Origin of the sequence: Paenibacillus dendrobii, assembly GCF_009807035.1 — a bacterium.
Taxonomy (GTDB): Bacteria; Bacillota; Bacilli; order Paenibacillales; family Paenibacillaceae; genus Paenibacillus_AQ; species Paenibacillus_AQ dendrobii.
This window is the reverse complement of the sequence record NZ_WUBI01000005.1, coordinates 289,188-312,207: the sequence shown is the minus strand read 5'-3', so window position 1 is coordinate 312,207 and position 23,020 is coordinate 289,188. Positions and strand designations below refer to the sequence as shown.

Annotated in this window: 21 protein-coding genes; 10 read left to right on the top strand and 11 right to left on the bottom strand. The window is 50.3% G+C overall.

The annotated features are described in order from the left end of the window. Window positions 1–123: 123 nt before the first annotated feature. From GRF59_RS25585 to GRF59_RS25570, 4 genes are all read left to right on the top strand, one after another. The gene (locus tag GRF59_RS25585) at window positions 124–798 is read left to right on the top strand and encodes a hypothetical protein (RefSeq protein ID WP_160500558.1); all 675 of its coding nucleotides are present in this window, start codon (window positions 124–126) and stop codon (window positions 796–798) included. A gap of 73 nt (window positions 799–871) precedes the next feature. Continuing rightward, window positions 872–1,054 carry a VOC family protein gene (locus GRF59_RS25580; RefSeq protein WP_160500557.1) on the top strand — a complete coding sequence of 61 codons (183 nt, stop codon included), beginning with the start codon at window positions 872–874 and terminating at the stop codon, window positions 1,052–1,054. A gap of 207 nt (window positions 1,055–1,261) precedes the next feature. After that, window positions 1,262–2,113 carry a MurR/RpiR family transcriptional regulator gene (locus GRF59_RS25575; RefSeq protein ID WP_160500635.1) on the top strand — a complete coding sequence of 284 codons (852 nt, stop codon included), beginning with the start codon at window positions 1,262–1,264 and terminating at the stop codon, window positions 2,111–2,113. 346 nt (window positions 2,114–2,459) lie between these two features. After that, window positions 2,460–2,975, top strand: a complete 516-nt coding sequence (locus GRF59_RS25570) for a mismatch-specific DNA-glycosylase (RefSeq protein ID WP_160500556.1) — start codon at window positions 2,460–2,462, stop codon at window positions 2,973–2,975. Between the two features lie 153 nt (window positions 2,976–3,128). Here the strand turns inward: GRF59_RS25570 and qoxD are convergent, their stop codons facing one another. The 4 genes from qoxD to qoxA are packed head-to-tail and all read right to left on the bottom strand — an operon-like array spanning window position 3,129 to window position 6,953. After that, window positions 3,129–3,413 (bottom strand): cytochrome aa3 quinol oxidase subunit IV, encoded by a 285-nt coding sequence (gene qoxD, locus GRF59_RS25565; protein WP_160500555.1) that lies wholly within the window; start codon window positions 3,411–3,413, stop codon window positions 3,129–3,131. Window position 3,414: 1 nt separating this feature from the next. Beyond that, window positions 3,415–4,011, bottom strand: coding sequence for a cytochrome aa3 quinol oxidase subunit III (gene qoxC, locus GRF59_RS25560; RefSeq protein ID WP_160500554.1), 597 nt, complete (start codon window positions 4,009–4,011; stop codon window positions 3,415–3,417). Continuing rightward, window positions 4,008–5,954, bottom strand: coding sequence for a cytochrome aa3 quinol oxidase subunit I (gene qoxB / locus GRF59_RS25555; RefSeq protein WP_160500553.1), 1,947 nt, complete (start codon window positions 5,952–5,954; stop codon window positions 4,008–4,010). The genes qoxC and qoxB overlap by 4 nt, the downstream gene beginning before the upstream one ends. A gap of 27 nt (window positions 5,955–5,981) precedes the next feature. Further along, the gene (gene qoxA, locus GRF59_RS25550) at window positions 5,982–6,953 is read right to left on the bottom strand and encodes a cytochrome aa3 quinol oxidase subunit II (protein WP_341480142.1); all 972 of its coding nucleotides are present in this window, start codon (window positions 6,951–6,953) and stop codon (window positions 5,982–5,984) included. Between the two features lie 416 nt (window positions 6,954–7,369). On the opposite strand from qoxA, the gene GRF59_RS25545 reads away from it, so the two are divergent. Beyond that, window positions 7,370–8,098 carry an HAD-IA family hydrolase gene (locus GRF59_RS25545; protein ID WP_160500552.1) on the top strand — a complete coding sequence of 243 codons (729 nt, stop codon included), beginning with the start codon at window positions 7,370–7,372 and terminating at the stop codon, window positions 8,096–8,098. Window positions 8,099–8,183: 85 nt separating this feature from the next. Here the strand turns inward: GRF59_RS25545 and GRF59_RS25540 are convergent, their stop codons facing one another. Together GRF59_RS25540 and GRF59_RS25535 are read right to left on the bottom strand one after the other, a co-directional pair. After that, on the bottom strand, window positions 8,184–10,037 hold the full coding sequence (locus tag GRF59_RS25540) for a DUF2339 domain-containing protein (RefSeq protein ID WP_160500551.1): 1,854 nt from the start codon (window positions 10,035–10,037) through the stop codon (window positions 8,184–8,186). Between the two features lie 140 nt (window positions 10,038–10,177). Beyond that, window positions 10,178–11,098 (bottom strand): AEC family transporter, encoded by a 921-nt coding sequence (locus tag GRF59_RS25535; protein WP_160500550.1) that lies wholly within the window; start codon window positions 11,096–11,098, stop codon window positions 10,178–10,180. A gap of 303 nt (window positions 11,099–11,401) precedes the next feature. Here GRF59_RS25535 and GRF59_RS25530 point away from each other — a divergent pair, with 303 nt between their 5' ends. Beyond that, window positions 11,402–11,875, top strand: coding sequence for a hypothetical protein (locus GRF59_RS25530; RefSeq protein ID WP_237392045.1), 474 nt, complete (start codon window positions 11,402–11,404; stop codon window positions 11,873–11,875). Between the two features lie 7 nt (window positions 11,876–11,882). Here the strand turns inward: GRF59_RS25530 and GRF59_RS25525 are convergent, their stop codons facing one another. Further along, a complete protein-coding gene (locus GRF59_RS25525; RefSeq protein ID WP_160500548.1) occupies window positions 11,883–12,581 on the bottom strand; it encodes a FadR/GntR family transcriptional regulator in 699 nt (232 codons plus the stop codon). A gap of 246 nt (window positions 12,582–12,827) precedes the next feature. On the opposite strand from GRF59_RS25525, the gene GRF59_RS25520 reads away from it, so the two are divergent. Together GRF59_RS25520 and GRF59_RS25515 are read left to right on the top strand one after the other, a co-directional pair. Then, the gene (locus GRF59_RS25520; protein WP_160500547.1) at window positions 12,828–14,243 is read left to right on the top strand and encodes an FAD-binding oxidoreductase; all 1,416 of its coding nucleotides are present in this window, start codon (window positions 12,828–12,830) and stop codon (window positions 14,241–14,243) included. Window positions 14,244–14,262: 19 nt separating this feature from the next. Continuing rightward, window positions 14,263–15,582: a (Fe-S)-binding protein gene (locus tag GRF59_RS25515; protein WP_160500633.1), complete on the top strand. Its 1,320-nt coding sequence runs from the start codon at window positions 14,263–14,265 to the stop codon at window positions 15,580–15,582. A gap of 249 nt (window positions 15,583–15,831) precedes the next feature. On the opposite strand, the gene GRF59_RS25510 is transcribed toward GRF59_RS25515, so the two are convergent. The 3 genes from GRF59_RS25510 to GRF59_RS25500 all read right to left on the bottom strand — a co-directional run bounded on the left by GRF59_RS25510 (window position 15,832) and on the right by GRF59_RS25500 (window position 20,227). Next, on the bottom strand, window positions 15,832–17,835 hold the full coding sequence (locus GRF59_RS25510; protein ID WP_341480141.1) for a methyl-accepting chemotaxis protein: 2,004 nt from the start codon (window positions 17,833–17,835) through the stop codon (window positions 15,832–15,834). 305 nt (window positions 17,836–18,140) lie between these two features. Beyond that, a complete protein-coding gene (locus GRF59_RS25505; protein WP_160500546.1) occupies window positions 18,141–18,932 on the bottom strand; it encodes an SDR family oxidoreductase in 792 nt (263 codons plus the stop codon). 104 nt (window positions 18,933–19,036) lie between these two features. Then, a complete protein-coding gene (locus GRF59_RS25500) occupies window positions 19,037–20,227 on the bottom strand; it encodes a MalY/PatB family protein (RefSeq protein ID WP_160500545.1) in 1,191 nt (396 codons plus the stop codon). 98 nt (window positions 20,228–20,325) lie between these two features. Between GRF59_RS25500 and GRF59_RS25495 the strand changes: the two genes are divergently transcribed. After that, window positions 20,326–20,997: a TraX family protein gene (locus GRF59_RS25495; RefSeq protein WP_202128865.1), complete on the top strand. Its 672-nt coding sequence runs from the start codon at window positions 20,326–20,328 to the stop codon at window positions 20,995–20,997. A 1-nt stretch (window position 20,998) separates the two neighbouring features. On the opposite strand, the gene GRF59_RS25490 is transcribed toward GRF59_RS25495, so the two are convergent. Beyond that, window positions 20,999–21,397, bottom strand: coding sequence for a hypothetical protein (locus tag GRF59_RS25490; protein WP_237392044.1), 399 nt, complete (start codon window positions 21,395–21,397; stop codon window positions 20,999–21,001). Window positions 21,398–21,550: 153 nt separating this feature from the next. On the opposite strand from GRF59_RS25490, the gene GRF59_RS25485 reads away from it, so the two are divergent. Beyond that, window positions 21,551–22,954 (top strand): alpha-amylase family protein, encoded by a 1,404-nt coding sequence (locus GRF59_RS25485; RefSeq protein WP_160500629.1) that lies wholly within the window; start codon window positions 21,551–21,553, stop codon window positions 22,952–22,954. Window positions 22,955–23,020: the final 66 nt, after the last annotated feature.

The window sequence follows — 23,020 nt, the reverse complement described above, 5'->3', positions numbered from 1 at the left end:
TTAAAGGGAGGGCATGAGATACAAGTATCATATAGAAAGAAAAACGTCTATCGACGTACTTTCACAGAAGACAGACCGCTTTTGGATGTAGTTTTTCCTGGCATTTTGGAGAGGAGGGACATATTGAACACGCGGATAGACATTGCTGTCGCGAATAACATCATTTGGTGCGCAATGGTATGCGATATACATGGGATTGTTCACACATCAACAGCGCATCTATGGGGAGTGCAGTCCAGAGCACCTGAATTCTATCCCGATATCATTACGTCTGAAAGGGACGCAACCAGCGAGGAAGTCATGGCATTCATCGGCAGCAGGAGTGTTGCAAGCATAAAAGACAGTTACGCCAATCTGGATTTGTTTTCTTACGGATTTAGAATACTATTCGAGGCAGAATGGATTTATCATGATCCGGAAATAAACTCAGAGTTCTTTTCAAGTTCATGGCATGTCATTACTTCTGAACAAGACTTATCACGATGGACTGCTGCTAATGGTTTAGAAGGTGTGATCAGGCAGGCACTGTTACAGCAAGAGAATGTGAAAATATTTATGCATGAGACGCACGACGGGATATCGGGGTTCATAGCCAGCTTGGGGGCAAATGCGGTAGGGATCTCCAATGTTTTTACGACAGCCGAAGTGAGCGAAGGGATATGGCTGGACATCGTTAACAGTGTAGCCGCCTCATTTCCCGGGCTGCCAATGGTGGGATATGAACTTAACGCTTCAGCAGCTCTTTTATCCGGCTGGTCTTCGGCAGGACCGCTGCGCGTTTGGTTGAAAGAGGAGTAAAGAATTAACGAATCGCCAAAAGGCAATGGAATAGGATGACGAAATTCCAGATACGCGCCAGTCTGCTCAAGTATTGTTATCCGTTGATGCAGCAAGCCCGGAAGAGGTGGACGAGCTGCTGGAGAAGGTTGTTTTGGCAGGAGGAACCGTCTTCGGCAAGCCGGAGAATAAGAATGGGATGTATGGAGCCGGATTCGCGGATCTGGATGGTCACCGTTGGAACGTACTGTACATGGATTTCAGCAAGATGCAATAAGTTTCCGAGTGCGTGACCCTGGAAGCCGATTTGGCTTCGCAGTCCCTTGAAGCGCTTGCAAATTATTCCTTCGACCGAGTACAATAGAATTAACTTATAGGTGGAATTAACCTTCAGATTGTAAACCGATGGAAATAATATCCTAGATAAGCATATAGATAGGGAATGTTGACGTGAAATTGAAAGGGGACGGAAGCTTTGCCGAACATGCAGGAAATGGGGAAAACGCTGCTCAGTATCCGGAGTCATTTTAACGGTCTGACCAAGACCGAGCAGAAGGTCGCACAATATATTTTGGAGAATGCGCAGGATTTGATTTACGATTCGGTGACAGAGCTGGCGGAAAAGGCGGATGTCGGGGAGACGACGGTGCTGCGTTTCTGCCGCAAGATGAAGTTCCAGGGCTTTCAGGACTTCAAGCTCTCTTTGGCGCAGGATTTGGTCAAACCAACCGATCATATCCATGAAGAAATCGCGGAGGATGACGATCCGCTCACACTCAGCCACAAGATTATCGGGACGCATCTCCGGACGCTCGAACAGACGCGCGAACTGGTTAACGAGGATCAGCTGAATCACGCGATCGATGTGCTGACGGATGCTTCCAATATTCATTTTTTCGGCGTCGGTTCTTCCGGATTAACGGCAACGCAGGGGGCGCACAGTTTTGCGCGGATCGGGAAAAACAGCATCGCGAATACGGATACCCATTTTCAGGCGATGCAGGCTTCGCTGATGAATAAGGGGGATGTCGCAGTCGGGTTGTCGATTTCGGGAAGTACCAAGGATACGATCGATAACCTGAATATCGCCAAAAAAGCGGGGGCCCGCATCATTGCCATTACGAGCAACGCCCGCTCCCCGATCACCAAGGTGGCGGATATCGTATTGATCATGGTCGGCAGGGAAAACCCGCTGCAGGGCAGCTCGCTAGCGGCCAAAATGTCCCAGCTTGCCATTATCGACATCTTGAACGTGGCCGTGTCTCTCAAAATGAAAAGTGAAGCGATCAAATTCAGGGAAATCACCGCGAAAGCGACTTCGGACAAGCTGTATTAAGAGAGAAGCCAAGCGATGGTCTTGGCGTGGCGAAGAGCGAAAGAACGAATCAGCCTGATATCTAAAGACTCTCTCAGAGAGTCTTTTTTTGTGTGGGATGATGGTATGATGTATTGTATGATCTTCAGGCGACGCCTGATGGCAATTTCCGGATCCATTATGAGGAGCAGGGCTATGTTTTGAACCCGGCATCATTGGGGATTCTGTATCTATTGCCTAGCGTGAAGATATCGGTTACGAGTCGAGATATTCCGGCAACGGAATTTTATTCTCCGCTGATGCGGAAAAGCTATCCTAATATATCATTAGCAATCCAGTATCAAGCAAGTAAAAGGAGGTAGACATGATGCCGGAAATAGCGGATCATCTTGATCAGGGGCTTTCCATTTTGTTCATCGGCTTTAATCCAAGTCTATTGTCCGGAGAGACTGGTCATCATTACGCCAATCCGCGCAACAATTTTTACCGCATTCTGCATCGTGCGGGTCTGACGCCTCGGCTGTATGATGCATCCGAAGACCAGGATCTGCTGAAGCTCGGGTACGGCTTTACCAATATCGTCGCCCGCCCGACGCGAGGCATTGACGATATCGACCGCAGCGAGTATGCGGAGGGAAGGGACATCCTGCACGCGAAGCTGCAGCAATACCGCCCGAAGGTCGCCTGTTTCGTGGGCAAGGGCGTATATACCGAGTACAGCAAAAAGTCCAAGGTGAACTGGGGATTTCAACCAAGCCCGGTCATCCCTGAAATCCACGAATTCGTGGCGCCTTCGTCCAGCGGGTTAGTAAGGATGCCGATGGAGGAGATTACAGGTATTTACCGGCAGCTGGCGGAGTATATTGCGGAGCACGGGGAGTAAGCGAGAGAGGCTGGACTTTGCGTCCTGCCTTTTTTGTTTCTATTGGGCTAATCGAAATGACTTCCCAGGTTAACTTCAGCGGAGAGGAAGAACGATTATATGTACAAAAAAAGGCTGCCCCTACGGGACAACCTTTTTTTCAACCCATCTAACTTACCGGACTCCCCAAATCATCGTAAACAGTGTACCGAAGACCGTAACGAGGCCCACGAACACGGCATAAGCGATATTGAGGTACAACTGCTTCTTGGAAGAAGTCTCACCGATGTGCATGAACAGCACCAGCTGCAAGGATGCTTGAATCGCTGCACAAATGATCAGAATGACTATACCTGCGGTAAACGTCAGGTCCCAGTATATTACGCCAAGTGCCACGAGTGAAAGGACCAGCGAGAAGATATATCCCATCACGTGACGTATCGGGAATAATCGTGCCATATTACATCAATCCTTTCAGGTAGACAAAGCTGAAGATGAAGATCCAGACCACATCAAGAAAGTGCCAGTACAGCGAGAAGATAAACGATTTGTTGGTTGTTTCATCTGTAAAGCCTTGACGTTTGATTTGAATCAGGATACCTGCTCCCCACAGGAAGCCCATGGTTACGTGAAGACCGTGAGTTCCGAGGAGAACGAACAAGCTGGACAGGAAGGCGCTGGTTTGCAGCGTTGCACCTTCATGAACATAATTCACGAATTCGGTAATCTCGATGCCGAGGAATCCGAGACCCATCAGCAGCGTGATGCCGAAGAAGATCATCATCGGCTTCTTCAGCCCGAGGCGCATGGCATGAATGCCAAGGCCGCAGGTGAAGCTGCTTGTCAGGAGTAGAACGGTTTCCCAGATGACACCGTTGATCTCAAAGATATCTTTGCCGGTCGGGCCGCTGCCCGTACGGTTCCAAAGAGTCAGGTAAACCGCGAACAGCGTTGAGAACAGGACAATTTCAGCGCCGAGGAAAAGCCAGAAACCGAAGATTTTATTGCTATTCTCTTCCGTTCTGTACTCCAGCGGCAGTGCATCATTTATTTTCATACGGAATCACCCCGCAATTTCTGTTCGGTAGCGGCAATTTCCTTCGCTGAAATGTGGAAGCCGTGATCACGTTCGAAGGAACGTACCGCCAGCATGATGACCACACCCACGCCTGCAATAATCGCAGGAATGAACCAGCTGAATACGAGGAAGAAGCCAAGGAAGAACATAATTACACCAAGAATGAATGGTTGCCCACTGTTGTTAGGCATATGAATCTCTTCATAAGGACCCTCTTCGTAGAGAGGAACGTTATGCTTTTTGGCATGCCAGAAGGCATCTAGTGATTCAACATGAGGTACTTTAGCAAAGTTGTAAACTGGAACCGGGCTTGGTGTGCTCCACTCCAGCGTACGTGCATCCCATGGGTCCCCGTGCTCATCGCGTGGGCTGTGACGGAAGCTGTAGTAGAAGTTGTAGCACAGAACCACGAACCCAACAGCGAGTACGAACGCACCAATCGTCGCAACCATGTTCAGCGGACCAAAGCCGGTGTCGGCCGAATAGGTGTACATACGGCGTGTCATCCCTTGAAGTCCAAGGAAGAACAATGGCATAAAGGCAACGTTGAAGCCGACGACAATCAGCCAGAAGGCTAATTTGGCACGGGCTTCGTTAAGACGGAAGCCAAAGAGTTTAGGGAACCAGTAATGAAGACCGGCGAGCACCCCGAACACGGTACCTGGAATGAGTACGTAGTGGAAGTGAGCAACCAGGAACATCGTATTGTGGTACTGATAATCGGCACTTGCCATCGCAAGCATAACACCCGTGACGCCGCCGAAGGTAAAGATCGGAATAAAGGCCATCGCGTACAGCATTGGAGAGGTGAAGGAAATCTTACCTTTCCTTAACGTAAACAGCCAGTTGAATATTTTAACCCCGGTCGGAACGGCTATCAGCATGGTTGTAATCGAGAAGAAGCCGTTGACCATGGCTCCGACACCCATCGTATAGAAGTGATGCGCCCATACGAGGAAGGATAGGAGCGAGATGATGACCATACTGAACACCATCGATTTGTATCCGTACAAATTCTTTTTCGAGAAAGTAGAGATAATATCACTGAATATACCGAAGGCCGGCAAAATAACAATGTATACCTCAGGATGGCCCCATACCCAGAACAGGTTGGCCCAGAGCATATCCATACCGCCGTTGGCCATGGTAAAGAACTGGCTTCCGAAGATACGATCGAACATCATCAGGGCAAGCGCTACGGTCAGAACCGGGAATGCGAACAGGATGATAACGTTCGTAATCAGAACAGACCAGGTGAACATCGGCATACGCATCAGTTTCATGCCTGGTGCACGCATTTTCAGGATCGTCACGATGAAGTTAACGCCAGTCATCAATGTACCGATACCGGAAATCTGCAGCGCGAGCGAGTAGAAGTTGTTACCTACGGTCGGGCTGAATTCAAGGCTTGCAAGCGGGAAGTATGCGGACCAACCAGCATCCGGCGATCCCCCGATCACAAACGAGATGTTGAACAGCATAGCCCCTGCGAAGAAGAGCCAGAAGCTGACGGCATTAAGTCTTGGAAAAGCAACGTCACGCGCGCCGATTTGTAGCGGCACGACAACGTTCATAAGTCCAATGACAAACGGCATCGCCATGAACAGGATCATGATAACCCCGTGCGTTGTAAAAATTTCGTTATAATGCTGCGAGTCCAAAAATCCGGATTCCGGCTTTGCAAGCTGCGTACGCATCAACAGGGCGTCAACGCCGCCGCGGAACAGCATGATAAGAGCTGATAAAATATACATGATACCAATACGTTTATGGTCAACAGTGGTCAGCCATTCGCGCCATAAATATCCCCATTTCTTAAAATAGGTCAATCCGACGAGGATGGCGATGGATACGAGCACGATACTGACCATGGCTCCGTAAATCATCGGCTCACCGGTTACAAAAAATTCGTCCCATTTCATGCATTTGAGTCTCCTTTCTCCATGATCTTAATGTCCACTTTCCGTGGACGAACTGTCATTCATGTCCATATTGCTATGATCCATATTGCTCATATCGCTATGATCCATAGGCTCCTTGCCGGAGTCTGTGCTTTCAGTCTTGCTGTCTCCGCCATGCCCGTGTTCGGACATGTCCATCGGAGCAGGTGCGAAGTCAAGGTGGGTGGAAGTATACGATTTGCGGCCGACGATCTCGGTCTTAAGCAGCTTGTTAAACTCCTGCTCCGTGAGTTTCGGCGCGGTATTCTTAACGTCTTGAACCCATTTGCCGTATTCGGCAGGTGTTTGAGCAAGTACCTCGAATTCCATTTGAGCAAAGCCTTTACCGGAGAAGTTCGAGTTCTTACCCATGAAGGAACCTTCATGTTCGGCAACCAGATTCAGCTTGGTTACCATGTCGCTCATGGCGTATTTCTGACCGCCGAGCTGCGGAACCCAGAAGCTTGTAATCGGACCGTAAGAGTAGAGACGGAACTCAACCGGACGGTTCGTCGGAATATTAACGTAGTTTACCGTTTCAATATTCTCTTCGGGATAGCTGAAATGCCATTTCCAGTTTGAAGAAGAAGCATAAATGACAAGCGGCTTTTGAGTTTCGTAGCCGGCAGGCACCTTTTCGACTGCATTGGTCGTACGTACCGTTACAACGGAGAGAATCGTGACGATAATGATCGGGATCACCGTCCAAATCAATTCCAGCCATTTGTTCCCCTCCATATGGGGCGGTTCATAATCATCGCTTGTTTTGCTGGCACGATATTTGGTCAGCATGAAAACGAATAAGATGTAAACAACAAGCAAAACAAAAGCCATCATCAGAATCGAGAAAATAATGGTGTCAGACTGCGTTTTGGCAACCGGCCCTTTCGGATTCAGTACAACCATGGAATTACATCCACTGAGAAGCATGATGATGGAAATAAGTATGGAAGTTAAAAGCCATCTTTTTTTGTTTTTCACGGGAAACTCCTTTCTAGCATGTCTTCATTGCTGTGCTTTGGATTATTCGCGAATCCTCATAGCCCTAGCATAGTAATCTGAGAAATCGAAAACAAATACAAGACGATACATAAATGTAATAAAATAACATTTATTCTGTGACAAACTTCACATTCTTTCGAAAAAAACGTCAAATATTACGATTAACCCGTGAAAAGAGGCAAATTCGGCGATTTTCATTTTTGTTCATAATTGAACGGGCCCAGATCGGTTGTGCCAGTTCTGTCACAATTGAAAGGGGTTTTAAAGCCGAAAAATGGTCATTTGGACAACTTGAAAGTCCGCTGAAAAGCGGCTTGTACAAGGAAAAAATGTGCTAAAATAGACAAAGATTCGTTTACTGTAACAAAAATCACAAATACAAAGTGGGGACGGAAGTGAAAGAAATACAAAAGGGCCCGAAGGGGATATTTTTCGATGTGGATGATACGCTTTATGATCATTTACAGCCTCTAAGACAGGCGCTTAATAGCGAATTGGCCTTGGAGGGGGATTTTCCGTACGAGGCGGTTTACCATAGATTCAGGTACTACAGCGATGCATTGTCTGCCCGCCATGGCGGGGTAAATGCTGCCGGCGCAGAACGGGATTTGCAGGAGATGAGAGTGAAGCGGGTCATGCTTGCGCTTGCCGAATTCCGAATCGATGTGACTAGGGCGGAAGCTGCACGGATTCAGGATCAATATTTGAGGGAGCAGTTCCATATCAGTCCTTTTCCGGGTGCAGTCGAATTGATCCGCAGCCTCCAGGCCGCCGGACATGTCGTCGGATTGATTACGAACGGACCGGCGGAGCATCAGATGGCCAAAATAAAAGCGCTGGCAATGGACCGGGTGATCCAGCCGGAGAACATCTTCATTTCCGGCGCCGTGGGTTATGACAAACCGGATCCGCGCTTATTCACACAGGTAAATGAAGTAACGGGGACAACTGCCGCCAACAGCTTCTATATTGGGGATTCGTGGAGAAATGATGTCGTGGGTGCTCTTGAAGCCGGCTGGAACGCATTTTGGTTCAACCACCGTCATGTGAAGCCCGAATCGGCTCATCAGCCGCATTACAGTGCCGTCAATTATCAGGAACTTGCCAGCGTGTTGCTTCCGTAACATAAAAAGTGTAATAAGAAAAGCAGATTCTTTCCCATAACGGAAAGGCATCTGCTTTTTATTTCGCAAAAATATCTTGGAATCGTTAAGGTTCAATGGACGTTTCTTCAGATATAGGTGGGACCGCATTGTTTTTGCGTTTGTAGAGTAGACGGGATACCACCATGCCGAGTGCGCCCAGTCCGATGAACAGAATCGCCCGGACGGCTACAGTTACACCTGGCAAATCCACGATAATCACCTTCATCAACGTCAGGAAGAGCAGTCCGATTCCGGCGATCCGCACCATCTGTCTTTGAATGACGATACCGCATACGATTACTGCGATGGCATAAAGCGCCCATACTGCCGAAAGAACGAGATGGCGGAAGTCATAGGAAAGACCGGCCGTGAATACATTCGTGATCTGAGAGATGAAGATGATCGCAAGCAGGGCATCGGCCCACATCAGAATATCCGGTAATCGTTCCGAAATAGGGAGTTCGGATGTGTTCCGGAGCACGTAGGCCAGCACGGCAATGCCGATCAACAGCAACACCCAGGATAGGGTCTGCGCCGACAGGATGTCATGGATCACCAGGAAAAGCGTACCGGATAAGCCGTAAAAGAACACCAATGCGGCTGTTATCTGCTGCATGTAGCTTTTCAGCTTCAAACCAAGGATGATTCCAGCGGTTCCAACGACGATGGAGGCAGCCGGGGAATAGCTTTGGTCCAGAATATCCAGTGTCCACAAAAACCAGGCGCTTGTGGCAACGGCAGCAAACACGGGAGCACGTTGTCCCTGCATATGTTTTCCCCAAGCCGCCAAAGTGTAAGCAAGGGCCCAGACGATGAGCATGAGCGGCCTCCAGTGAATGGAACCCTCCGCAAACGGGTACAGTGTATAAATCCACAGCGCCATGATGCCATAACCGGGAAACAGCGACAATGTTTCGTCAAGCCTGCGCAGGCTTGGTGCGAAAAAGGCATAGCCCAGCAGCACAGCATGCTGAATAAACACAGCCGCGATGAAGATATGGCGGCTTTCGCCAAAATCACCTGCAGCGTAACCGATCAGAAGCGGAAGATGAAGTACGCCGACAGCAACGAAATAGGCTGCGCGAAATTCAAACTTCAAGGCGACAGCGATCATCGCAAGCGAGAAGACGGTCTCGTAGCCCGTGAACACCCATGCATTCGGATGCGTGGAATGAACGAGAAAAGGAATTAAATATCCGGCTACGGTTGCGATAATCATCAGCGTTTGGGAGCGCCGGCGAAGCGCTGTAAAAACACAAAGCGCAATCGAAAGAATATACAGCGCGAACGCAAGTCCCGAAGGAATCAAATCATACAGTTCATGTGCTGCGAAGACGGACAGGATCAGCACGCCGACGGCACCCCCAAGAAGGACCTGTCCGAGAGCTTCACGTTGGCTCCGAAGTTGTCTCTCCCCAAGCCAGTACATGACAGCGGCTGCGACAACGCCGAGAAGACAGCGTACGGGTTCGGTCAAATAGCCCGCGCTGACGGCAGCTGTAAAACCCCATAGCACGCCAAGCAGCAGAACCACGATGAAGACGCGCGGAAGCCATACCCTCGCAATGAGGTGCTCCCAGTCCACGGGAGGTTTTGGCTCTGGTGGAGTATGTCCCTGCTGCTGCCGGTCGTAAGCATAGGGATTGAATTCGGGCTGGTGAGGCGTAGGTGTCCTTGGCCCAGGGTTGTAAGCGTAGGGCGGCTGGCCTTGATAAGGCTGGTTTTGATTGACGTTCGGAGGGTAACCCGGCATGCTTTGCTGCGGATAGGGCTGCCCCTGTATGCCGGGTTGTCCGTAAGCAGCATAACCCTGCCGATCGACTGGAGGAGGGTTCATGTTGTGCGATGTCTGCTGAGGTTCATCGGTCCTGCCTGCCTCTCGCCTTTCTTGACGCAGTTCGGCTAACTCCTGCTGCATTTGCCTCATATTAGCCTCAAGTTGTGCAATTCTTCTTTCCAATATATCCAATGGATATCCACCCCTGGCATTCCAAATTTATGTACTTTTGTCTGTACATAATATACCATAGGAGACCCCTTCATGAATCCTTTGGAACGCTAAAACATTTTGGCAAGGGAAATCAGCGCCGTAATCGTTATGACGTTAAACAGGGTGGAGAGGAGAACCGTTTGGGCCGCAAAGTCCGGCTCGTTCGCGTATTCCTCGGCAAGAATCGAAGTATTGACGCCAGTCGGCATCCCGGAGGCAATGAGGAGAGCTTGCGCGGGGATTCCTTTAAGGCCAAGGGCAAAGACAAGGACACAGCCGATGGCTGGGCCAATGATTAACCGCAGGAACAGGCTGACATAAATATCAAGACGGTGCAGGCGTAGCGGATATTTGACGATTTGGGCTCCCAGTGTGAGCAATGCTATGGCAACCATCGATTGCTGGGCATAGGTTAGAGGTTGGGAAACAAATACAGGCAGAGGTGCATGAAGCGAATGCAGCAGCAGGCCTAACGCCAAGGCGTAAGGAACAGGCATTTTCAGAAAGCCGATCAGCATGCTCCGGTAGTTCCCCTTCATTTTGGCTCCTTGAATGGCCATGACGCCATAAGTGAAAGTCAGGAGGCTCTGCAGGGACATAATCAGGGCCTGCATCGACGCCGCGAGAGGATCCCCCTTGAACACGAGGGCGTTGATCGGCATCCCGTAATTTCCGGAATTGTCGAGCATAATGCTGTTGTTGAAAGCGGCCTTCATGCTGCTTGCGAATTTAAAGGGACGGGCTACAAGCGAGCCGAGCAGGTACAGGATCAGTACGTAAAGCGCGTAAAATAAAATGACGGTGCCAAGCAGCCCGCCGGACATATCCGAGTGATACATACTCATAAAGACGGCTGCGGGCGTAATGCAGTAAAAATTGATTTTGGCCAAAGTGTATAAGTCCAAGCGAAAGATGCGCTGCATGAGAGAACCGAATCCGATCAGCACGAACACGGGCAGCACAACTTCAAGTAAAATTGTAGCGATCATAAGTTCAGCTTCCTTTAATGGTCATGATGTATTTGGAACTTTTCCATTATAGCACCACTTGGAAGCTGGAGGGGGAGTAATGCATCACGCTTTTTTATTGGATTTATATTCACTTTTTAGCATGCAATTCCGAAATATATAGCATAGACATAATACGGTTTGACAGGGTACCAATCATCTTTGAATCCAGACTCCCATCCCGGTATCGGCGCCCCAAGCCTCTTGTGCCAGCTGCAGCTGCCCGAGCTGTCAACTTGAATCCGACACAGAAATTAAAGCGTTTTAACTTGGGAGGTTAAGGGAATGTTACCCGACTCGGAATTACCACGAAGCAGTATGACGAACCATATGGACTCAATGGATGTATACACGCTGTATACTAAAGCTCGCAATTGGAATGATCTGTCCCAAAGCCATATCAATCTAGCCCGTCTTCTGATGGAAGAGGGGCTGTGCAAAGCATCGCTGATTGTTGCCCATATGGCCTTGAAGGCCAAGCTGAAGCAGGTATATCTTCAGTTCGAGGGCATGCTTCCTCCGGACGATATATGCTATGACGAGCTGATTAGCCGGACGCGCGAATTTGCGGAGATTGATCTGGAGACGGAATTATTTCTGAATGCACTTCAATACATTGCGGAAACAGAAAACGCCGCCTTTTTACCAAGGATAGAGAACGGACACCTGGAGAGAATGCTCGAGCGAATTGAAGGCGTGCTCTCCAGTCTGGATTTACACACGGTCGGCAGAACATTAAAAATACGGATTGAAAACTAGCTTTCGGCTACAATCGCTGGAGATGATGATCTCCAGCCTGTTTTTCATTCAAAACTTGTTCTACTTTGGAGATATGCAGATCCATCCGTGCAGTTGCTTCCTTGGCATCCTGCTGCTCGATCGCTTTGTAAATCCGCATATGCTCCTGCAGCAGGCGTTGAGCGGAGGAGTGCTCCGCGTAGAACCAAAGTGCCCGCATATCCTTCATGCTCTCATGCAGCTTATGGGACAATGACTCCATCAGGTCATGTAGCAGCGGATTATGGGTTGACGCCGCAATCTGCTGATGAAATTTGACATCGGTCTGCTCGATGAAATGCTCATCATTTGAATGCTCCATATCTTGAAGCAGCTTTCGGAAAACAGCAAGATCCGCGTCAGTGCGATGCAGGGCGGCAAGCGAAGCACAGCCTGTCTCAAGCACGCGGCGAACCTCCAAGACATGCCGCAGCGATGCAGCTCGCCCCTCCCAGAGGTCGGCATATTGCTGCATCGGATGCACCGGAGCAGTCTCAACTGGCGGAGCTTTGACGAAAGTACCCCCACCTTGTTTGATATTCAGAAGCCCCATCGCTTTCAACGCGCTGAGGGCTTCCCGTACGGTCGATCTGCCTACGTTATATTGGGTGGCCAGATCGACTACGGAAGAAAGACGGTCCCCGGGCACAAGCAGCCCTTCATCCATCTGCTTTTTCAAATCATTCATAACCCACTCATATTGCTTAAGCGGCCTTTGCTGGTTGGTCAAAGCTACTCAACGTCCTTCCTAAAATACCTTAACTTACCTTATTTTACCGCAAGTGCGAACAAGTTAAAATTTTAAATTTTTCGTTTCAGATCTATTTTCGATTCATATATTCTAGTGTATACTTGTTCACATGAAAAGTCATCAGATGACCTGACTACTTTATGGCGATTTAATTCATTTCAAGCGATCAAAGGGGTGCTTTCCTTGCTGCAAGAAGATGTAAAACACGAACTTATCTCCATTTTGGGAAGCGAACATTTCAGAGATGATCCGCAGTCCCTTGTAACCCATTCTTATGACGGAACGCCTATGCTCCAATCCCTTCCGGATGCTGTTGTGTATCCTTCGAGCACCGAACAGGTGTCACAAATAATGAAGGTGCTCAGCCGTTACAAGATTCCGGTTGTCGGCAGAGGCTCGGGAACCAACCTGTGCGGAGGAACCGTGCCGGTGCAGGGAGGTGTGGTCATGGTCATGCACCGGATGAACCAGATTGTGGAGATTGATCTCGAGAATCTGACAGCTACGGTGCAGCCCGGGCTAAACACCAAGCAGTTCAGTACCCATGTCGAGAGTTTGGGTCTGTTCTACCCGCCCGATCCGAGCAGCATGTCCATCTCCACCATCGGGGGAAATATTGCAGAATGCTCCGGTGGCCTGCGCGGTCTCAAATACGGGACGACAAAAGATTATGTGATCGGTCTGGAAGCAGTGCTGGCGAATGGAGACATTATCCGAACCGGCGGCAAATTGATGAAAGACGTGGCAGGTTATGATCTGACGAAACTGCTGGTCGGCTCGGAAGGCACGCTGGCGATCATCACGGAGGCTATTTTGAAGCTGATTCCGCCGCCTAGATATAAGAAAACCATGCTGGCGATGTACAAGGATTTGAACGGTGCGGCGCGGACAGTATCCAAAATCATCGAAAACCGGATTATTCCGGCTACGCTGGAGATTCTGGATAACGCCACGATCCGCGTGGTCGATGACTTTGCCAAGCTGGGTCTGCCGCTCGATATGGAAGCGATCCTGATTATCGAGCAGGACGGCGACGAAGAAGCGGTGGAACGGGATATTGCCATCATTACGGAAGTATGCAAAAGCGAGAATGCAGACGAAGTCAGCATCGCGGCAAGCCTGGAGGAAGCCGAGAAACTGTTAACGGCTCGCCGCAGCGCATTCACCGCCTTGGCAAGGCTGCGTCCAACGACGATTCTGGAGGATGCGACCGTACCGCGGTCGAAGATCGCCGAGATGGTCATGGAAATTAACCGGATCGCGAAGAAACATCAGGTGCAGATCAGTACATTCGGCCACGCCGGTGATGGCAACCTGCACCCGACGGCCACGACCGATGCGCGCAATAAAGAAGAAATCGAGCGTGTGGACGAAGCGTTCGAGGAGATCTTCGAAGCAGCCATCCGTTTAGGCGGCACCATTACCGGAGAACATGGGGTCGGCATGGTGAAATCACCGTATCTGGAATGGAAGGTCGGCCCGGCGGGGATGGATGTCATGAAAGCGATCAAGAGCTCTTTTGATCCGCATAACCTTCTGAATCCCGGCAAGGTATTCGCGAAGGAAACACGCAAACGGGTGGTGATTCAGCGTGGCTAACGGGCAAACACAACAACAAATGAACGCACTTACGGAAAAGCTCCGTTTACGCCTGGATGAGGATCAGCTGACCAACTGCATGCGCTGCGGCTTCTGTCTTCCGGCATGTCCGACCTTCGCGGAAACCGGACTTGAAGCGGAGTCCCCGCGGGGACGGATCGCTCTCATGAAGGCTGTCACGGACGGTATTATGGAGCCGGATCAGGCATTTGAGGATCAGATGAACCACTGCCTCGGCTGCCGTGCATGCGAGCCGGCATGTCCGGCTGGCGTTCAATATGGCCAGCTCATCGAGCAGGCACGGGATGCCATCGAGGATCATAAAGAGCATAAGACATGGGTGAAAGTAACGCGCAAGGCTGCATTCAAGACCGTATTCCCTCACCAGGAGCGAATGAAATGGGTGGGACGCGGTCTGCAATTTTACCAAAAATCCGGACTTCGTACCGTAGCACATGCTTCGGGGGCCATGAAGCTATTCCCTAAGCATATGCGGGATATGGAAAAAGTCCTGCCGGATGCGTCCGGACGCGGCGTCGTGGAGCAGATCGGCGAGCGCCATGCGGCTAAGGGTGAAAAGATCGCCACGGTTGCCTTGTTCAGGGGCTGCATCATGGACGTTCTGTTTACCCAAACCAACATCCATACGGTAGATCTGCTTACGGCTGCAGGCTTTGAAGTGGTCATCCCGCGCGAGCAGAACTGCTGCGGGGCGCTGCATGCGCACAGCGGGGAAGCCGAGGGTGCAAGAGACCTGGCCAGACGCAATATCAAGACGTTTAAGGCGGCGAGCGTGGATTATATCGTTTCCAACGCTGGCGGCTGCGGGGCAATCTTAACCGAATATGATCATCTGCTGCATGAGGATCCGCAGTGGCGTGACGATGCCGTCTGGTTTGCCGATCGGGTAATTGATATCAGTGATCTGCTTATCCGCGCCGGAAGAAGCCTTGATTTCAGCCAGAATGAAGCGCAAGGAGAAGCAGAGCCTGTCCGGATTACGTATCAGGATTCCTGTCATCTCCGCAACGTGATGCGTTCCGCGGATGCGCCGCGCAAATTGATGCGTCAGGTACAGGGAGCGGAGTTTATCGAGATGAAGAATGCTGACCGCTGCTGCGGATCGGCAGGGATATATAACATCACGCAGCCGGTCATGGCCGGTCAAATCCTCGATCATAAGATGGAGCATGTCGAAGCAACCGGAGCCAGCTACTTGCTGACCAGCAATCCGGGATGCCTGCTGCAAATGAAGCATGGCATCGAGGAGCAGGGAATGAGCGGCCAAATGAAGGCGGTTCATATCGTAGACTTCCTGCATGAGCGGATGAAGAAGTAAGGAAGCATCTTCCTAGTATGACGCTTCGAGTATGCAACGTTCCTCCAATCGCTGTTGCGCTCCAATTTCTTTAAATTCATAAAAGTGTGGAAATTGGAGCGCAAAGGCGACCGCTTTGCTTTTTCGGAATCGTTTCATCCTCTACGCTGCTTCGAAGTATGGTTCCATGAAAAAAAGAGCTGTTTCTCCAGTCGCTACATTCGACATGGGAAACAGCTCTTTTATTTTAGGTATATCTAGTTTAAAAGTTTATTTATCCAGCTTGAAGCGGTCGATCATGGCCTGCATATCTGCCGCCATCCGGGACAGTCCGGTAGCGGAAGAAGTGATTTCCTCCATGGATGCAAGCTGCTCCTGGCTCGCCGCGTTCACGCGTTCAAACGAGTCGACTGTCTGGCGTGAGATACCCGCCACCTCGTGTACCGAAGCGGAGATTTCTTCGCTGCTGGCCGACATTTGCTCTGTCACCGCGGAGATATCCTGAATTTGATCGGCAATTTGCTTGGCAGACTGCTCGATGTTGACAAAGGCCTCCATGGCTTGTGTTGTGACGTCCAGCCCCTGATTGACATCTGCTTGAACTTTGTTTTTCATGACATCGAATGCGCTGGTGATCAGCTCGGTCATCTTCACAATCGTTTGCTGGATGTCATCTGCGGTAACGTTCGACTGATCCGCAAGTTTGCGGACCTCATCCGCCACGACTGCAAATCCCCGCCCATGCTCGCCTGCACGTGCCGCCTCAATCGCAGCATTCAGTGACAACAGGTTCGTTTGCTTGGAAATTTCCGAAATAGCCGTGCTCATAGCCGCGATATTGGCGCTATGGTCATGAAGCTGTTCCATCAGCTCCGCGGATTCGACCGTGGACTGTCGGATCGTATCCATCTGTGTGCTTACCTGACGAATCTTCTGGCTGCCTGTATGCACATCGTCTTCGGTGCGGCTCGATGAATCAACGATCATACCTGCAGATTCCGCTATTTTCTGAATTCCCCGCGTCATTTCTTCAATGGTGCGTGCCGTTTCTTCCGTAGCCTGTGCCTGGTTTCTCGCACCCTCGGAAGAATCGGAAACCAGATCGGTGACGAGCTCTACCGATTTGGAATTCATCTCGGTGCTGGCCGTCAGCTCCTCGCTGGAGGCCGCCAACTGGCTTGAGGTGTCTCCCATATCCATTACCATACGGCGCAGAGAAGCGACCATGCCGTTGTAATTCTTCGCCAAAGTTCCGATTTCGTCCGTCCGTTTCGTCACGATTTGTTCGTTCAGATACCCCTCGCTGACTCGTATGGAGGAACGATTCAGTTCCTCAATCGGCTTCGTCATGCCTCGGATAATGAAGAACAGAATCACGATGACGACCGCAACAGCAACGACAAGCACGATCAAGGCGGTATAGAAGATCGGAGCAGTAGCTTTATCATACTCGCTGTCTGGTAGAATTCCCACGATTTTAAAGGCAGTTACGCTATTCGTCGCGTAATAACCGCGCTGAAGCACTTCCGTGTCGGGATTGACGTAGCTGATAAATCCTTCCCGCTGTAGTTTCATCATATCCAGCTGTTCCCCGGAGGCCTTTTCCCCGATTTTTAAGGTTGGATGGGACATCATTCTGTCATTGCGGTCCATCAGATAAATATAACCATTGTTGCCCAGACGGATATTGTGGACGATTTTATCCAGCTCGGTAATGCTGAAGCTGATGTTAATGGCACCTTTTTTGTCGGGCAGCAATTTGGAGATCGTCAGTACATAATTCTGTGTCGTGACCGAGATGGAAGGGTCCGCGACCATGGCCTGGTTTGGATACTTTTTGGCGAGTGTGTACCATGCCCGGGTACGCGGATCGAAATCCTGTTGTCCCGGATCCGGTGATTTCATCCATGCTCCGTTGTCATTTCCGATCGATACCAGTTCAACCTCCGGATGCTGGGCCTTGTAATCATTAATCAACTTCCGGGCTTGTACTGAATGCTGATCAATGTCATCAGAGGTGATCTGATTCGCCAACTGATTGATGTTGGATACTTGCATTTGGACCATTGTATCAATAAGCTTATCCAGCAGTGTGACGCTGGATTGAGTCGTATCCTCCAATTTTTTCCGAAGTTGGTCCTTCGCGCTGTCGACAGAAAAGAATGCCAGCACAAGATTCGGAATAATAACCATGAGGCAGATAATGAGCATGAGCCTGCTGCGGAGTCTTTTGATCCTGAAGAGATGCAAGATTCCTTTCCGCTGTGTTTTCAAAATAATTCCCCCAGATGTATGTATATGTAATTGGGACTCTTCATTTCTTTTGTTGAAGAATCCCTTTCTATATTTCGACAAATTGAGGCAAAATTTTCATAGCATTTACTAAAATTGCATTGAAGATTTGAAAAAAACGAAAGTGAAGCTACCAAACGGCAATATATAGACCATAATGGATGGATTTTGTCTATATATCGTAGCAGAGAACGGAAGGGGGTTAATGTTGTGAAGCTTCTGGAATGCAAAAAAAGAGAGTCTGAATTGTCCGGACTCTCTTTTGATGCTTCCAAACGAAAGGGTTACTAGCCTCGAAGCAGGGATTCGGCCCCATCGACGTAGATTTCGGTCCCTGTAACATGGGATGATTCATCCGATGCCAGAAAGAGTACCAAATTCGCCACCTGCTTCGGATCTCCCGGCTTTTGTTCAAGCGGGTGATTTCCTTCCGGGAATTCCACGGGTATATCTACTTTCTTCAAATCGTCGGAGGGGTAGGTATTGTCTCCGATGTTGGTATCGATTGCCCCGGGACAAATGGCATTGACCCGGATTTTGTAACGCGCCAGTTCCAGGGCAGCCATCTTGGCAAAGGCAACTTGTCCAGCCTTCGTCGACGAATAGGCTGAGAAGCCGATGCCGGAGAAGACGCGGTTTCCGTTGATCGAGCTGGTGACAATTACGCTTCCGCCCTTGTCTTTCAATAATGGAATGGCATACTTCACCGTCGCGAAGGTACCGCGTAAATTCGTGTTGATGGTTTGGTCCCATTCGTCGATCTCCATCGTCTCAATGGGCGCTTTCGTACCGTTGATCCCGGCGTTCGCAAAAACGATATCAATTTGCGGATCGTTCTCTGCGATTTGCTGGTAAGCCTGTTTAATATTCTCCGGTTTGGAGATGTCGCATTCGAGGACGATGGCCTCGCCGCCGGCTTCTTCAATCCGACGTTTGGTTTTCTCCGCATGTTCCGGCGTCCGGTCCAGCATGTACACTTTGGCTCCATGCTGCCCGAAGCGAATGGCTGCCGCCTCGCCGATCCCCGAACCGCCTCCTGTAACTACCGCAATTTTTCCTGCAAGCCGTTGTTCTGCCATGGCCAAAACCTCCTTCAATGTCATGAACATATCAGTAGTTAAGTACCCTTATGGCATGAACTGAATCAAGGTATGGATAGGGAACGAGGCATCAGGACGACTCGTCAGACGTTCTTTTGCTCCAGCCGCCATGCTGTCATCGCGTTATCCAGGCGCTTCATGGCTTCGACGACGGTGGACTTTGGACAGGCGACATTCATGCGCATGAACCCGGCCCCGCCTTGACCGAATGCCGATCCATTGTTCAGGGCGAGTTTGGCTTTGGTCAGCAGGAAGTCGGCGGTTTCGGCCGGAGTCATGCCAAGACACCGGAAATCCATCCACAGCAAATACGTTGCTTCGGGATTCCCGACTTTGATCTCGGGGATATGCTTTTCCACATACTCAATCACGTACTCGATATTTTGCTGGAGATAGGCAAGCACGTCGTCCAGCCACTCGCCGCCATCCGTGTAGGCCGCTTCGGCAGCCGTACTCCCGATTGCGCTGATCGAACCCACATGATAGAGCTGGAGCGCCTTTTGGAAGGTTTTGCGGATTTGCGGATCCGGAATAATGATATTGGACGTGTTCAGCCCGGCGATATTGAAGGTTTTGCTCGGCGAAGTACAGATTATGGATCGGTTCTTCGCTTCATCGGATATGTTGGCAAGAGGTATATGCGTACTCTTGTCGTAAACCAGATCGGCGTGGATTTCATCGGAAACGATCAGCACATCATGACGAGCGCAAAGGTCCACCAGGGCTTCGAGTTCCCCGCGAGTCCATACACGTCCAACCGGGTTGTGAGGGCTGCACAGAATCAGCATCTTGATCTGCTGGTTATCCAGAATGTGTTCGAGTGCTTCAAGATCCATGGAATACTGGCCGTTCTCGAACTTCAGCGGATTCAGGACAAGCTCGCGGCCATGATCCTTGACGACGCTGTGGAACGGAGGATATACCGGAGGCTGGATGACGACCTTGTCTCCCGGATGGGTAAAGGCCTGTACGGCAAAACTGAGCGCAGGGACGACTCCCGGGCAAAATACGAGCCACTCCGGTTCAACCTCCCAGCCATGCCGCTGTTTCATCCAGTTTACGATAGAGTTCTTGTATTCATCGGTCTGCATGGTATAGCCGAATACTCCATGCTCGACTCGCTTTTGCATAGCTTCGATGACCGAAGGAGGCGATTCAAAGTCCATATCGGCCACCCACATCGGCAGCGCATCCGTTGTCCCGAAAATATGTTGCATACCGTCCCACTTATCGCAGCCGGTAAGATTTCTAGTGATTTGTTTATCAAAATTCAAAGCAGTACCCTCCTTGAGGTGAGATGGTATGATTCCTTTTAAGAATATATCACATCGGAGAGAAACTTGGAGAAAGAGCTGATGCAAAGTAAAATAGAATGAAAGACACAGTCCAGGACGGGAGGGAGGAAATTCGCGTGCAGCTGATCGCCATGTTGACCATGCTGGTGGACCATATCGGCATTGTTTGCTTTGAAAATCAGCTCTGGCTCCGCGTGATCGGAAGGATTGCTTTCCCGATATATGCCTATGCGCTGGTTAAGGGGCATCTCTATACAAGATCAAGAACAAAATATTTGGCAAGGCTGCTGATACTTGCACTTTTGTCGCAACTTCCGTATCAGCTTGCGCTGAATCCGGATGGCTTAAATGTCATTGCCACACTGTTTATGGCTGCTTCCGTCATGCAGCTCATGGATTTGACGACTTCGATAAGAGCAAAAGGAGGCATTGTGCTGGCAGCAGGCGTAGTGATGCAGGTTTTCCCTTTCGATTATGGAGCCTATGGGCTGCTAATGGTATTGTCATTCCGTTATTTTGCGAACGAGCGGCTGCTTCTTACCCATCTCTTGCTGAATATGCTCTATCTGCTGCTCTATGGTCCGGGCGGACTGATACAGATGCTGAGCATTCTTCCAACATTGCTGATCGCTTACGGTCCAGGGTTATGGAGACGGCTTGAGGGTATCCGGGTGCGCAAATGGGTATGGCGTTCTTTCTATCCGCTTCATTTGGCGGGACTGGCGCTGCTGAAATGGGCAGAATGGTAGTTTAGCTTTTCGATTTCAGGCGGACGGGAAAGATGCCCTCGATTTTGTTCAGCGGAAACAGAATGCGCGAAGGAAACTTTCCCTTAGACTGCACTTCAATAAAATCGGTTCCGATCTGTACGAGGCGAATGCTGGAAAAGGCTGATCCGGTGCTGAAGGTGGTCCGCAGACCGACACGCACGGTACAGGAGGCCGGTTTGATGTCAAAGACGCGTACAGTCTGAAGACTTAAGGGAACAAACAATTCCCCTTGAACCTGAATAAAATTTCTTTTGAATACCCTCTGCAGCCTGCCCGGTTCCAGACCGAGCCCTTCGCCGTTGATTTCTACCAGATGGCCTGTCAGTTGAGCCAGCCGCTGCTGCATTGTAATGCTTTTCCTGAGCTTGAGTATTGACAAGGAGCACCCCTCCACTTCCAAGATTTGTTTTATTGTATGAGACAAATTTTGGGCCGGTGAGAGGATTCGTGACGTTCTTGCCAAGAAACGGGCGAAGGGTGAAATTTTCCATTTTCGGCAATGCTACTATAGCAGGCGCATATTGTGCATGTAATGGCCGATGCGCGTGAGATCCGCAGAAAGGAGACCAACGTGAGAAGCGATTACGTCACATCGAGAGCTTGGGCCCTCGAAGGCCCGAGTATCCAAATCGATCCCCTGTTTCCCTATTATCAGAACCGCTCCGCTGACAGCATCGCTGAAGAATTACAGCTTGCCGGCTACCGGACGGTCCATTATTTTGTGGTGAATGAAAGCCAGGTGAATGCCGAATTAATCGATTCCTTTCATCACCGGGGCATGGCTGTCTGGGCGCTGGTCATCGGAAACGGGACATTCTCAACCTCCCATCTGCCGCCGGAATGGCCGACCTGGAAAATGGGGCTTTTAAAAGAGTTGAATGACGGATTTGAACGGTTTTCACCTTTCTCGAAGGAGTATGTACAGTGGAAGAAGGAAGCCGTATCCCGAATGCTTCGTGAGTATCCATTTGACGGCATTGAGATCGCCGAGCCTTATTTTCCCGAGTGGGACGGCATCCGCCGCGGCGTCTACGGAGATATTGGGATCGCGGCGGAGCAGGCATTTCTTGAAAAATACGGACTTCCGGTGCCCGAATTCCTGAACCGGTTTGCGGCTCATTATTATAAAAAAACGCCGGATGCTTACGCCAAATGGATTGATTTTCGCGTGGACGCCGTGAATGCACTTATTGATGAAATCATTAACGGGAGCGGCGGAGCACGGGAGGCCCGGCAGGATATCCTGGTGGCTACCTGGTCGCTGGCCGTAGACGGAGGGGCCGTATCCACGCTGCGGCTGAAGGAATGGCAGGGGCTTGACGCCATCTCCATGATCGGAAGGGTCAAGCCGGATCTACATGTGCTTCAGACGCATTGGCCGGACTGGATGAAACGGAATCTGAAGGCGGATTATCCGGGCTCTTATGAAAGTTTTGCCGCGCCCATCCGGGCGGCTTTCCCGGAGCTGCCGCTCGGAATACAGGCTGATGTCGGCTCCAGAGCGAACATGGTCAAGGATCGGGGCTGGCTGAACCGTTTCCAGAACACGGTGTATGATTTGGGCTACCAGACCTGGACCGCTTATGAATATCATCTCGGAGGATACATGTATCAGGAGCCTCCGGTTCCGCTGGCAGCCAGCATCCAAGGAGAAACGGAGGTAGTCGTCTCCTTTAATAAGCGGTTGGATCCCGATTCAACCGGCGGGATCGTGACGGGCGGCCAAGACATTGACGAAGCCGGTAAAGAAGCAATCCGTATGGTAGAAAGCATAGTGGACGGCAACAGGTTGTGGCTGCGCTTCAACCGGCTGCCGGAAATCAGGCCGTTCGATATCGAGATAGGGCACGCTAAAGATACGCCTTCGCTATGGCATGTGAAAGGGAAGCGGGCAAACGAAACTCCGTCGGGTACCCGGATCAGCGTCAGCGATTAGACGGCCCAGACGTGCAACCGAAGTCCGTTTGCCGCAGATGGTAACCGAAAAGAAGCGTCCGTACCC